This window comes from Spartinivicinus ruber, from assembly GCF_011009015.1.
Lineage (GTDB): Bacteria > Pseudomonadota > Gammaproteobacteria > Pseudomonadales > Zooshikellaceae > Spartinivicinus > Spartinivicinus ruber.
Genome location: NZ_CP048878.1, coordinates 3,757,749 through 3,770,655 on the forward strand (window position 1 = coordinate 3,757,749; position 12,907 = coordinate 3,770,655).

At 38.2% G+C, this 12,907-nt stretch carries 11 protein-coding genes; 6 read left to right on the top strand and 5 right to left on the bottom strand.

What is annotated here, in order from left to right; genetic code table 11:
- Both G4Y78_RS17150 and G4Y78_RS17155 read right to left on the bottom strand, forming a co-directional pair.
- Positions 1 to 1,596 (bottom strand): ATP-binding protein, encoded by a 1,596-nt coding sequence (locus tag G4Y78_RS17150; RefSeq protein WP_163834184.1) that lies wholly within the window; start codon positions 1,594 to 1,596, stop codon positions 1 to 3.
- Between the two features lie 209 nt (positions 1,597 to 1,805).
- Positions 1,806 to 2,408, bottom strand: a complete 603-nt coding sequence (locus G4Y78_RS17155) for a hypothetical protein (RefSeq protein WP_163834185.1) — start codon at positions 2,406 to 2,408, stop codon at positions 1,806 to 1,808.
- Positions 2,409 to 3,168: 760 nt separating this feature from the next.
- On the opposite strand from G4Y78_RS17155, the gene G4Y78_RS17160 reads away from it, so the two are divergent.
- Together G4Y78_RS17160 and G4Y78_RS17165 are read left to right on the top strand one after the other, a co-directional pair.
- Entirely contained in the window at positions 3,169 to 5,346 is a 2,178-nt protein-coding gene (locus tag G4Y78_RS17160) for a M4 family metallopeptidase (RefSeq protein WP_163834186.1), read from the top strand.
- 380 nt (positions 5,347 to 5,726) lie between these two features.
- Positions 5,727 to 6,575, top strand: a complete 849-nt coding sequence (locus G4Y78_RS17165; RefSeq protein ID WP_163834187.1) for a hypothetical protein — start codon at positions 5,727 to 5,729, stop codon at positions 6,573 to 6,575.
- Positions 6,576 to 6,691: 116 nt separating this feature from the next.
- Here the strand turns inward: G4Y78_RS17165 and G4Y78_RS17170 are convergent, their stop codons facing one another.
- On the bottom strand, positions 6,692 to 7,294 hold the full coding sequence (locus G4Y78_RS17170; RefSeq protein WP_163834188.1) for a YfbM family protein: 603 nt from the start codon (positions 7,292 to 7,294) through the stop codon (positions 6,692 to 6,694).
- 178 nt (positions 7,295 to 7,472) lie between these two features.
- Here G4Y78_RS17170 and G4Y78_RS17175 point away from each other — a divergent pair, with 178 nt between their 5' ends.
- A complete protein-coding gene (locus G4Y78_RS17175) occupies positions 7,473 to 7,742 on the top strand; it encodes a ribosomal protein L7/L12 (protein ID WP_163834189.1) in 270 nt (89 codons plus the stop codon).
- Between the two features lie 114 nt (positions 7,743 to 7,856).
- Here the strand turns inward: G4Y78_RS17175 and G4Y78_RS17180 are convergent, their stop codons facing one another.
- Positions 7,857 to 9,875, bottom strand: coding sequence for a flagellar hook protein FlgE (locus G4Y78_RS17180; protein ID WP_163834190.1), 2,019 nt, complete (start codon positions 9,873 to 9,875; stop codon positions 7,857 to 7,859).
- Between the two features lie 315 nt (positions 9,876 to 10,190).
- Positions 10,191 to 10,553, bottom strand: a complete 363-nt coding sequence (locus G4Y78_RS17185) for a DUF4870 domain-containing protein (protein WP_222937520.1) — start codon at positions 10,551 to 10,553, stop codon at positions 10,191 to 10,193.
- A gap of 181 nt (positions 10,554 to 10,734) precedes the next feature.
- Here G4Y78_RS17185 and G4Y78_RS17190 point away from each other — a divergent pair, with 181 nt between their 5' ends.
- Genes G4Y78_RS17190 through G4Y78_RS17200 form a run of 3 tightly spaced genes read left to right on the top strand, consistent with a single transcriptional unit; the run spans position 10,735 to position 12,669 of the window.
- Positions 10,735 to 11,091 (top strand): PilZ domain-containing protein, encoded by a 357-nt coding sequence (locus G4Y78_RS17190; RefSeq protein ID WP_163834191.1) that lies wholly within the window; start codon positions 10,735 to 10,737, stop codon positions 11,089 to 11,091.
- A gap of 7 nt (positions 11,092 to 11,098) precedes the next feature.
- Positions 11,099 to 11,827 (top strand): START domain-containing protein, encoded by a 729-nt coding sequence (locus tag G4Y78_RS17195; RefSeq protein ID WP_163834192.1) that lies wholly within the window; start codon positions 11,099 to 11,101, stop codon positions 11,825 to 11,827.
- Positions 11,827 to 12,669 carry a substrate-binding periplasmic protein gene (locus tag G4Y78_RS17200; protein ID WP_163834193.1) on the top strand — a complete coding sequence of 281 codons (843 nt, stop codon included), beginning with the start codon at positions 11,827 to 11,829 and terminating at the stop codon, positions 12,667 to 12,669. The genes G4Y78_RS17195 and G4Y78_RS17200 overlap by 1 nt, the downstream gene beginning before the upstream one ends.
- The last annotated feature ends 238 nt before the right edge of the window (positions 12,670 to 12,907 follow it).

Consider the following 12,907-nt stretch of genomic DNA (forward strand, 5'->3'; position numbering starts at 1 on the left):
TTATTTTGGTATATAAACAACAAACCGTACACCTTGAGGTGAAACCGTTTCGATAGTAATCATCCCACTTAATCGTTCAACTGCCTGCTTAACTAAATACAACCCTATACCATGGCCAAGCTGGTTTTTTGTTGAGGTCCCTTTTTCAAAAATACTGTCTAATAAATTATCTGGGATACCAATCCCATTATCTTCAACTTCAAAAATTATTTCATTACCACTGTCAGTAACGCCTAGTTTTACCGTAGGATTAGCAGTAATCGTTTGTAACGCTGCTTCAAAAGCATTATTGACTAAGTTACCTAATATGGTGACTAACGCCATCCGATCAAACGTCGCAGGCAACCCTTCCAGATAGCTATCTTCTTCTATTAACAGAGTAATACCCAGCTCTTTAGCCCGATGATAATGGCCTAAGACAATGGCCGCCAATTCCGGGTCAGGTATTGCACTCCGTAAAAAATTCATAAAGGCCTGAACACCACTGGTTTCCTGCTTAATCAACGCCAATGCTTTACTATGTTCTCCTAACTGAATAAGCCCTGCCAATGTATGCAGCTTATTAGAGTATTCATGGCTTTGCACCCGTAGCGTATCAGAATACTGCTTTACCTGGCTCAACTGTTCAGTAAGTTGACCCATTTCATCCTGGCACCTAAAGCTAAATACCATCCCGCCTTCAGGAATAGGCTGGCTGTTAACAATGATAGCTTGGTCATTTACCACCAATGCTAAGTCTTTGATAGGCTGTCCTTGTTGTTGCATGGCTAACAGCAAATCACCTTCTTTAAATAAGGATGTTACTGATTGCTTTAACTTATCAACAAGCCAGCTTTTGGGTAACTGCAGGGTCTTAACTGCGGCTAAATTAAACTGGGTGATGTAACCTTCACTGTCCAATGCCAAAATCCCTTCTGATACAGACTGTAAAGTAGCGTTCTGCTCTTGATATAAACGGGTAATTTCTTCCGGCTCAAGGCCCAAAATAGCACGTTTGATATGACTGGCAATTAATACCGCTGCTATCATAGCTAAAAAAATTACTCCTGCCAGCAACCCATACAATAAGAATTGATGCTGAAAAACGACACTATCCACTTTTGTCTGCAAGTAACCCACGGACACCAGACCAATAATTTCACCAGATGTAGAAACAATAGGAGTTTTCCCTCTAATCGAAGGCCCCAGTGAACCAATAGCTTTTGAAACATATGACTTGCCTTCCACTAACGCAGCAGCATTATCGCCTCCTATCATTTGTCTACCAATCCGGGCAACAATAGGGTGTGATAATCGTTTACCAGATGAGTCACCAACCACAATAAACTCTGCGCCAGTCATTTTCCTAATAGGTTCTACCAAGTCTTGCACTTTACTTACATTACTGGTGGTTAACGATTCACGAATGGCTGGTAGTTGGGCTACTGTTTGAGCAATCGCTAAAGCTCGGCTGCCGGTTAGATTTTCAATGGTTTGCGCATGTTGGGCTAAAAACACACCACCCACCAAACCAATTTGCAGCACACTCAACAAGCCAACCACAACCATGATGCGACCTTGAATGCCTAGCCGATATATAGGTAATAATAAACGCATAATTCAATAAACGGTCTACCGAACAATAATGCTAGTTTTCCATTAAATAGCATCTTATCCAGAAAAGCTATCTAGAAAGGGCTGTTATCACATGGCAGGTATTTTTCAGGCAAAAAAAAGCTGCATATCAATGCAGCTGGGTAGTTAGAGAGTACATAGGTAGTTAACAAGCCATTCTCTAGGCTATATGAGTCAAAAATTCGTTAATTTTATTGTGCTTTATAACCTGACAGAAGAGTTTGCATGCTGTTAACTTGCTCTTGGATTGATTTTTTTAGTTTATTTATTTTGATTTGCTCTTTTTCTTTGTCTTCATTTGTTAAGTTAATCACTTCAAAATATCGCAAACTTTCATGAACTTCACTAAAGCGATTTTCTAACTCAACAATCAAGCCCGTTAATTTAGCACTTTGTTGCGCGACTAGCTGCGATGCTTCAGTTTCTAACTGCTGAGTGGGCTCTTCTTGAGGGGCTGACTGTTCAGCTTTATATTGTTGATAAATATATTGCAGGCCAGCACTTATGTCATTTGCCAACCATTGTGACATATTTTCTAAAAAGGTATCAATTGGGCTATTGATGGCTGGTTTACCAGTTATGGCGCTTGCATTAAGTTGCGAGCGTATATGAAAATTTACTACTTTACTGATATCTTGATCGTCCGCCTCTTCCTGCAAACTATCCTGTAAATTATTCTGAATGTTGTCAGTAATATCAGCAACTGACACTTCTTGAATATTCTCAATATTCGCATCAATACATGCAGTAACTGCTTCTTCCACAGCTGAATTTTTTAAGCTCACGGTAGGCATGGCTTGGTTCCCTAGCGTAAATTTATCCGTATAACTACAACTTGTCCGTATACTCAAGTCTGTCCGTATACAACTCCATTGTGCTATATGTAGTATAGTTTTCGTTATCTGTATTATGGAAAGCACTAAAAGCACTTCGTTGTTATAGGTTGACCCTAGACACTATTATTTTGAATCTTTGTTACTAGTTCAATACCATAATGTAGAAAACATGACCTGTTCACAAAAATAGTTGATTATCAATTTTTACCCACCTAAAAAATATACTCCAGATATTCATGGTGTATATACAAAGACACAATACAAACCAATTTTTTATGTCGATTTTTTTTACTAAAAAGGCTTTATTATCAGTAATAAAGTGCCTGATAACTGAAAAAATAGCCAAAGAGCTGTTATTAAATTTTACATACCATCATTATATTTTTACCCCCCTAAAATTATAAAAAATTTCAACACCAGCAATGGCTAATATAGTTTGTAATATCAAGTAATCAGATTTTATGTAAAGTGGGCTGAAGTGATTGCAGGGCTACTAAGTGCTAGGATGGTCTAACAATTCACCTCCCCTCTCCTCTCCTCTAAAGAGATACTTGCAATAAAAAACTAATTTTTTACGTCCTTTCGGTATAGCAGACCTTTACCTGACCAACTAGAGTCTTTTTGCATAGCTCGTGGCAAGCCGTCAAAGCCTTTTACATTTGACTGAATGGCTTTAATCACTCAAAAACAAGTTTGCCCACTCATGGAGGAGATCAGCATGTTATCAACACGTTTTTTATTCAAACAACCTATTTTTAAGCATTCAATATTTTATACAAGTTTGTGGCTTTGCCAAACCTGTTGGTCTGCTGAAATGGCTTCAATTAATTTACACCCGACAGAATCCACCCAAACCATTCAACAGCTACTAAAATTACCTGCCAATGAAAACCTACAATTGATTCGCACAGTGCAAATTGCTAACTCTCACCATAAACTACGTTATCAACAACAATTTCATGGTGTGCCTGTTTGGGACACCAATATTGTGGTAGAAAAGGATGCAGACGGTGGACTTGTCAATATTAGTGGCCACCTACTAAAAGGCATCGCAACAGACATTCCTACTCCAGTCACTCAATTATCTGCAGCAGAGGCTCTACAGCTAGCTATCCAGACAGCGAATATTCCCAAGAATCAAGCAGGTACCCTTGAAAACTCGTCTACAACACCATTTGTCTATCAAGATAAATCAGGCACTGCTCGCCTGGTATACAAGGTATCCTTCGTTAGCCATAACCCCCTCCCCAAACGCCCGCATTATATTATTGATGCCATCAGTGGTGAAATTCTTGATACTTGGGAAGGCATGACCCATAAACAAGCCACAGGCCCTGGCGGTAATGAAAAAACAGAATTATATGAGTATGGCATTGATTATGGTTTTTTAACCGTTACTGACGATTGCCAAATGTCCAATAAGCACGTTGAAACTATTAACCTTAACCATCAGCGTTCTGGAGGAGAAATACACCAGTTTGAATGCCCAAGAAATACAGAAAAGCCTATTAACGGTGCCTATTCACCACTTAATGATGCTCACTACTTTGGCAGTATCGTTTTTGCTATGTACAACAAGTGGTTTAATACGACCCCCCTTACCTTTAAATTAAAAATGCGAGTTCATTATGGAAACGGCTATGAAAATGCCTTTTGGGATGGCAAACAAATGACCTTTGGCGATGGCCGAAGCTTATTTTACCCTTTAGTCAGCTTAGATGTTGTTTCTCACGAAGTATCTCATGGTTTTACCGAACAAAACTCTAACCTTATTTATCGTTATCAGTCTGGGGGGATTAATGAATCTTTTTCAGACATCGCAGGTGAAGCCGCAGAGTTTTATATGAAAGGCAATAATGACTGGATGGTAGGGGCTGATATATTTAAAAAAACTGGGGCACTTCGCTATTTCGATGACCCACTTAAAGATAAACGCTCAATCGGCCATGCTAAAGATTACCGCAAAGGGTTAGATGTGCATTACAGCTCTGGTGTATTTAACAAAGCGTTTTACTTGCTTGCAACTACACCTAATTGGAATACACATAAAGCATTTGAGGTATTTGTTAAAGCAAACCAACTGTATTGGCGTCGTTCAACTGATTTCAATGAAGGTGGTTGCGGCGTAGTCACTGCAGCAAAAGACTTGAATTACAAGGCTAGTGAAGTAGAAGCTGCCTTCGCTAAGGTAGGGGTTAATGCTAGCTGTATCTCACCTGATGATGAAGTCTTTACTTTGGCTAATGGCAAAATAATGCCAAACTTAGCAGATGAAAAAGACCATAAGCGTTATTACAAACTCAATGTGCCTTTTGGTATGCATAACCTGCAATTTATTACCTGGGGCGGCACAGGCAACGTTAACTTATATGTCAAACATAAACAAATTCCCACAGTCCATATTTGGGATTGCCAAGCAATTAAAGCCGATAACAACGAAACCTGTATGATTGAAAAGCCCAAAGCCGGTACTTATTATTTAATGTTACATAGCGATGCGCCTTATCAACACGTATCATTAGTTGGCCAGTACGAAATGCGGGTAAAAAACCTGGAAAATACGACTGATTATAAAATTCCAGACCGAGATTTTGATGGTGTAAAAAGCAATATTAAAGTGGGCTTAGGTAATACCGTTATTCGCGCTAGAGTGACTGTTGATATAAAACACACCGCAGTGGGTGACATATCCGTTTACTTAATTAGTCCTGATAATAACCGTCACTTGTTAAAACCGTTTTCAGCAGGTGATAGTTCAGATAACCTTAATCAGTCGTATGATATTAAATTAGCTGATTTACAACAAGGTGGTACTTGGTCATTGCATGTAAAAGATATGTTAAGCAAAGAGACTGGTTATATTGACAGTTGGCGGTTAGAGCTTTTTGATCGCTAATCTTTGCCCATCATGAATCACCTTTAGGTAAAAAAACAAACCGGTATATACTCACAACGAAGGATAATTTAAGCAAGGCAACCGGGAGATGAAGCCCCATTAATTTAGTAAGCTAAATTAATGGGGTGACAATTGAATGCTCCACCATCCTTGGTGGCCAAGCACAATGGAAAAAAGCCTAACATTCATTCGCAAAGCGTATATATAACCAAAGCGAACAGTAAACCAGTAGTTACCAACGCTTTCATTTACTACTGGTTACTAAGACCCAATTGCATGATAAACTGTTATTCTAATACCCACTTTTCGTTTTTTATAGTGCTATGCTGATTAGGTTCATTGGTATTTTTGTTAATAACTACCAGCAAAGTAATTCATTTATGGCTTTTATTAATTCTTATAAACACAGCTCCCCAAGCTGGTTTTTGTTGCTTTCATTCCTCCTAAACCTATTATTCCTCTCTTACTCACACTTTCTTTATGGAGAAGAGATTCACCTGACTATCTATGGTGGAAGAAGTTCAGCCTATTTTCATGACCTGCTCAAAGAGTCTCTACAACATGCAGATCATCAAGTCACCATTACTAAGTTACCCGAACAATACAATCAAAAACGCCTGATGGCTATGTTAGTGCAAGATGAAACAATTTCTTTAATGTGGCGAGGGCAAAGCCCTAAATATGATAGGTTATTTGAATATGTTGATGCTCCATTAACCATGGGACTCAAAGGGTATCGTATTTTTTTTATTCGCAAAGGTACTCAACATAAATTTGATTCAATTAAAACCCTGGAAGACTTCAAGCAATCAAAGCTTATTGGCGGCTTTGGGCTCGGATGGTCTGATACTAAAATATGGAATCATAATGGTCTGCCATTCAAAGAAAAAGATGGGAACATTGATCCAGACCTTTACTTAATGCTACATTCAGGTAAGCGCGGTATTGATTATTTTTCCAGAGCTGCATTTGAAATTGGCCCAGAATATAAAAAGCATAACTACCTGGCTATCGAAAAGAAACTGGTATTTATTTACCCTCGTGACTTTCGCTTTTATTTAGCTAAGTCATTCAAGTACCTTAAGCCTATCCTAGAGCAAGCTATCAAAGACTACTCTACACAAGGTCATATGAAACGTTTAATCATGAAGCATTTCCCAGAAATATATGATCCCAACAAGATCGACTTAGAAAACAGAATTAAAATTCATTTAAGCATGCCTTGGTAAATAAAGTTTTAATAGAGGACTGAATTATTTTAACGGTCTATTTCACACTATCCTTTTTTATTCAATGTAATGTAAATTGGCTACTATAAATCAAGATATCGTTTTTTACAGTAAAATTACGAAATATACATCACCACCCCTACTTTATGCTCAGCAGCACTCATAATAAACGATTGCAGTTTCATTAAATGACTTAGTAAATAAGTGATGGATTTATCTCGCCCCCAGCTTTCCCAGTCCACAGGATAAATCGCTAACCCCATCCATTCCTCGCAATCAAAATGCTGCAGTAATTTAGCTTGGTCAAGTTGAGTAAGCATGGTGGCAATCGCTTGTGTTTCTGTATCATTAATAATTCGTACTGCACCATAACCAATGTCTGTGTCGGGTACAGGTGTGCCTCCATTGACAATAAAATTGAGTGGTGGTTTACCTCCCCACACAGAATGGGTCAATAAATAATGCATACCATGCCACGCCTTCCCAAACTGTTCACTCACACCTTCACCGTCAGTGTAATGAAAGTCTGGTGGCGGAGCAGTGTCATCGATTAACTGATTACGATGAGGAAACTTCATCAATTGGGTAAATTGCTCAACTTCATACCAAAAGTAGCCAGGCTCGTCCGGCGCTAACACTCGCCAGATTAGCGGCGGATACCCTAAAACAGCCTCTATGTGTTGCCTACCTAGCGTTGTCATTTCAAGACACATGCTCATATTCAGCAATCCCTACCTGACTATCTTTTATTGTGCAACAACCAAGCACTTTCCAGTACTAGCATAACCTCATCCACAATATAAAATAGATTTCATCATTGCCTTTCAGCTAATACTATTTATATTAGGCTATGTTCTTTCATTACTCTTAATACGCAAGTAGAAGTATAGACATAACATGACAACTAAAGAATTTAGAGTGAAACTGACTGGCTATGCCGCAGGTAGTAAAGGCCAATACTATGTAGAAACTGACTTTGCTAAGCTTTTTAAAATTTCTCATGACAAAGCCAGATCCATCTTCAAGTCAGTTCCCTATACCATTAAAGAAAACTTAACATCGGAAGAAGCTGATAAATATAAAGCTGCAATTGAAAAGATCGGTGCCACCTGCGAGGTTGAGAATATGGGACATAACTTAGATGGCTTGTCTATTATGGATGACTAATATCAATTGAGTTAGAAGGCATGACTAAATAAAGCAGTATAATTATGACATAAACTGCTGTAGTCTTATTAAAAGCCATCCCAAGCTATCAACATGCCCGCTAACTCCTTACGGTTAACGCAGATTAATAATTGTTTGAGTAACAGTGTCTTCTGTTTCAATCGTTTTAGCATTAGCCTGGTAGTTACGCTGGGCAATAATCAAACTCACAAGCTCTTCCGCCACATCCACATTAGCTTCTTCTAAAGCACCAGATCTTATACTACCTAAAGTCCCTGTATTAGGAGTACCAATGACAGGTTCACCAGAATCAAACGCTTCCATCCAAGCGGTTTTACCTATAGGTTGCAGCCCTTGGGGATTAACAAAATTAGCTAAAGCCACCTGGCCTAAAGTGGTATTTTGACCATTGGAATAACGACCAAATATGACCCCTGTTTCACTCACATTCAAGTCAGTCATTCGCCCAACACTATAACCATTTTGTGATAAGTTCTTGACAGCAAAAAGACTCCCAAACTGAGTTGAGTTAGTAATATCAAAGACAAAATTTGAGCTGGTAGGAGGATCTGGCAAGGGCAAAATATTGCCCCCTGAAGAAACATTGATAGGTTGTAAGGCATTTATAGGATCCCCATTGCTATCTAAAGGTACCCAGTTGGTAACAACAATGGGGTTAGAGCTAAGTAAATTACCATCCTGGTCAAATTGCACTGAAAATCTAGCGCGAGTGGCTGACCCACTACTTACAACAGGGTCTCCTATATCTTCTCCATCAATCAGTAAATACATACTCCAGTCAGAAACGTTAGGGGTCGAAGGGTTGGTTTCTTCTTTTACAAAGTAAGATGTTAGTGTATGAGGGTTACCCAAACTATCGAAAATCTGCACTTGAGTAGCATGATTATAGGTAGCAGGATCATTTGGATCAAACTCATTGTCAGCAAAAGGGGTATAAGTTAATGGGATGGTAAAGATATTTGGTAGGGTCGCTGGCGCAGGAGCGGCAGCTATTTGTAGATTATTTTCAAGTTGTATTGTGACTTCGCCCCCGACAGTTGATGTAGCTCCATCCGCTACGTTAACTGCAGCCCCTGCATTAGTAAAGGCAGCTCCTGTTGCCCCCTGAACCGCTACATTGGTTCCCGTATTACTGAGCGCAACAGCAATATTATCACCTGTATTGTTGTATACTCTTATTTCGTTTGGTGCCGATGAATCAATTTGTGCATTGACACCGGTTAAATTAGATATAGCAATTGCGAGCTCATTTATACTATTTACTGAACTCAAATCAATTGCTTGATTATTAATACTAACTGAAGCACCTGCTGGAGCTGAAGAACCAAGCAATGCAACAAGGTTAGACACATCCACTTTTACCCGGGTATTGGCAGAAGCACTCATTACACCATATTGTTCACCATTACTGATTAGTTCGCTGGCGATAGCGCTAGCCTGCATATTCGCTGCACTCGGTATATTTAAAGTTGCTACTGTAACCACTGGGGATTGCGAAGTATCTTGCAAAATAAAACTGCCAGCATTATACCCATTGGTATTGGCTAACTGAGCATTGGCAACAACCGCCGTATTATTCGATTCAGTTAAACTTCCCCTTCTTGCTAATACCGTATCTCTCGAGTCTAAATTAAAATCAATATCTATCCCACTGGTTTGACGAGGATCGAGATATTGAGCATTAATTTGTAAGTCAGACAAGGCACCTGGAATAATGACCCCCGATGCATCGGCAGTAAACCCTTGTAGAAAGTCACCGGTATTTGACACAACATAGCCATCTTTATTCAAACTAAAAATCCCTTGTCGTGTATAAGCCAAACCATTGTGACTTTTGGTTACAAAAAAACCAGAGCCATTTACCACCAGATCTAAATTGCGATCAGTTGATTTTATATTACCCTGACCAAACTGTTGTGCCACAGTTTGAACAAACACACCATAACCCTTTTGGTTATTACCTCCACCTAATACTGCCTGAGAATATAAATCATGAAATTCAGCCCGTGATCGTTTAAAACCAACCGTACCACCATTAGCAATATTATTACCAATCACATCCAAATCTGAGCTTGCTGCCCTTAAACCGCTGAGTGCAGTGTTGAATCCCATTGTATACCTCCCCTGGCGATGGGCATATTTCATCGTTTTTTAGTGTAACTAAAAATATCTACTTTGGAAAAAACTGCAGGGCCTGCACTAGGCAAGCAATAGAATAGATAAATGGCTCAATCCATAAGCCTGTTTTCCTGTTCCTATTATGTATACTTGTATACCTCATCTTACTAGGCAACAGGTGTGCCATAAATTATATTGAATAAAATCAGAATTTTAGAAAAATCAGGCGGCAACTGTTTTCCGCTTTAAATGCCAAGGTGCAATCATGACTCATTTGGTAATGATCAACTCAATATAAACAGTCATCATTTATTTAATAAAACGAATACATAACGGATAACGATAAGCTTCTCCTTTAGAAGACTTAACAATAGCAATAATTGGGATAATTAAATTAAATATAAAAAATATTGGTAACAAGAGAAATCCAATCAATACCCAACAAAGTATCAAGATAACTACACTAGCAATTAGCATTGTAATCTGAAAATTAATCGCCTCTTTACCTTGGTTATCAACAAAATCGAATTCATCTTTCTTCATTAACCAAATAATCAGTGGACCAAGGATATTACCAAGTGGAAACACATAGCCAACAAAAACAGCCACATGGCAAAACATTCCCCACTGCTTTTCCTCATTAGACATAGCTACAGTGATATCGCTTTTCATCAATAACATCTCCCTCTATACATACCCTGGGTGGGGTAATTAGGTGTCATTTCACCACGGTTGACATAAAATGTCAATATCTTACCTGTAAGATTTTTGGTACGAATAATTGATGATGAACTATGATTAAACAATGAGCGTTAACATTAGTGTTTAATTTCATTCATTAAGTAATAAAATAATGAACATTGAAGAATTATTAGAAGATAATGATACGCAGAAACGACGCCACACTCGGAGAAATGTTAAGTGGAAAGCATTCATCAAAAGTCCTTCTAATAATCAAGTGCTACCTGCCACTACTGTTAATGTCTCAGCACAAGGAGTCTTGTTACAAACCCTGTTTGCATTTAAAAAATCTCAAGTACTTCCCATCATGATTAAAGCGAGATACCAAGGAAAAAATCTTATCATTTATGCTAAAGCAGAGGTTAGGCACATTATAATCAGAACGTACGATTTTCAGCTGGGACTGCAATTTACAGATATAAAAAAAAATGATCAAGAGTTTTTTTCCCGCTTTGCTGAAGGTATTTGAGTGAGTAATGAACCATAATAAAGCTTACCCCCTGTTAATATTATTAGTTGCTATATTATTAATATCTATTATCGCCAAGCCTTTGCAGGCTCAACAGTGGCAGCAGGTTAAAAATCAAGAGGGTATCCAAGTTTACACCAGAGCAATACCAGGGTCGGGAATTAAAGAATTTAAAGCAGTGACCACCATTAACTCCAGCTTAGACAGTGTACTAGGCGTGTTAAACGATATCAGTGCCTGTCCACAATGGGTATATCAGTGTACACAGCCTGCCTTAATCCAATCAATCAGCTTTGGTGAACGTTATGTTTACCAAGTCAACGACTTTCCATTCCCCTCAAGAAATCGAGATATTATTCTACATGCAAAACTTAACCAGTCACTCACAACGAAAACGATTACTATTCAATTACAAGCAGCTCCTCACTTCTGTAAAAACCAACAAACAACCATATGCAAAAAAGTCAACCAGTCCAAGCTAGTCCGTATTGAGAAGTCTAAAGGCTTTTACTTGTTAGAACCTATTGCCAAAAACAAAATACAGATTACCTGGCAACACCATATGGAACCAGGAGGCAATCTACCTAATTGGCTAGTAAATAATTTAATTACAGACGCTCCATTTTATACACTTAAAAAATTAGCTCGTATTGTACAAGAAAGTAAATATCAAAAAGCCAAACTAAAGCATAATGCTAAAGGTCTTATCATCGGTTTTGAGGTAAAAAGCTGGTAATGAATACCTTTCTATCTACAGACAAACCACCTTTAAATAAATCGCCCCATTATCTCCATAGGATAAAAGGCCACGTTACTCATTTTAAGCTAACATTCACTGCTTTTATATTGACTACTTTTATCTTTATTAACAATAGTCAGGCAAAAAACAGCAATCCAATCTGTACAGAAGACGATGTATTATTAGGTGGTCAACTATCAGAGCCATATCATACTCGCTTAAGAGACGGACTGGTCGACCAGTATTTACAACTCATTTTTGAAATGGTCAACTGCAAATTAAAAATTATCAGTCTGCCAGCGGAACGCGCCTTATTAGAAGCCAATAAAGGTAAAATTGATGGTGACTTTGTACTGTTATCTGATATAGATAAAGTGAGTTATCCACAACTGCTTAAAGTAACACCCAGTTACTTTTCATTTTTCATGGCTTATGTCAGCTTCGAGGATATCAAATATGAAGAATTAGCCAGTTATCGTATTGGTTTAATTACAGGCATGCCCATTGCGGCAGACTCTCTCAGTAACATAAAAGTAGTGAGAGTAAAACATTATGAACAACTTATTGAATTACTGCGCCGTAAACGCCTGCATGTTGCGGTGCTACCTATTGCAGTTGCTTATTATTATAAAAAAATTTCCTGTTTGAATAATTTAAAAATTGAAGTCAAACCCGAGCTTAAGGTGAACTTATACATTTACTTAAATAAACGACGCTCTAATCTGGTAGAACCATTAAGTGCTGCTATCGAAAACTTCAAACACAGTCGAAAATATCAGGAATTAGTCAGGAAATTTTTGAAAAGAGGATTAGAATTGAGTGCACCCAGCTGTGAGTAACTCATGTCGAAGCCAATAATTTACCTCAGCAACATGTCATAGTTCAAATTTCTGCTCAATAGATTATCACTAACCAATCTATTGAAAGAATCTTCTTCATTCTGTCATATAAAAACAATACCCTACTGCTATAACAAGCATGAGATGTAAACCATGAGTAACTCAACCAAGCAACATCAGCAGTCTACTTGTTCTGTTTGCCATTCAGCCGTCAGTAAGTTTGAATTTGCGTTATACG

Coding starts and splice junctions, on each gene's coding strand:
- G4Y78_RS17155 (WP_163834185.1), bottom strand. CDS start 2,408: ATGCCTACCGTGAGCTTAAAAAATTCAGCTGTGGAAGAAGCAGTTACT.
- G4Y78_RS17190 (WP_163834191.1), top strand. CDS start 10,735: ATGAACATTGAAGAATTATTAGAAGATAATGATACGCAGAAACGACGC.
- G4Y78_RS17170 (WP_163834188.1), bottom strand. CDS start 7,294: ATGAGCATGTGTCTTGAAATGACAACGCTAGGTAGGCAACACATAGAG.
- G4Y78_RS17150 (WP_163834184.1), bottom strand. CDS start 1,596: ATGCGTTTATTATTACCTATATATCGGCTAGGCATTCAAGGTCGCATC.
- G4Y78_RS17165 (WP_163834187.1), top strand. CDS start 5,727: ATGGCTTTTATTAATTCTTATAAACACAGCTCCCCAAGCTGGTTTTTG.
- G4Y78_RS17195 (WP_163834192.1), top strand. CDS start 11,099: ATGAACCATAATAAAGCTTACCCCCTGTTAATATTATTAGTTGCTATA.
- G4Y78_RS17160 (WP_163834186.1), top strand. CDS start 3,169: ATGTTATCAACACGTTTTTTATTCAAACAACCTATTTTTAAGCATTCA.
- G4Y78_RS17185 (WP_222937520.1), bottom strand. CDS start 10,553: ATGAAAAGCGATATCACTGTAGCTATGTCTAATGAGGAAAAGCAGTGG.
- G4Y78_RS17200 (WP_163834193.1), top strand. CDS start 11,827: ATGAATACCTTTCTATCTACAGACAAACCACCTTTAAATAAATCGCCC.
- G4Y78_RS17175 (WP_163834189.1), top strand. CDS start 7,473: ATGACAACTAAAGAATTTAGAGTGAAACTGACTGGCTATGCCGCAGGT.
- G4Y78_RS17180 (WP_163834190.1), bottom strand. CDS start 9,875: ATGGGATTCAACACTGCACTCAGCGGTTTAAGGGCAGCAAGCTCAGAT.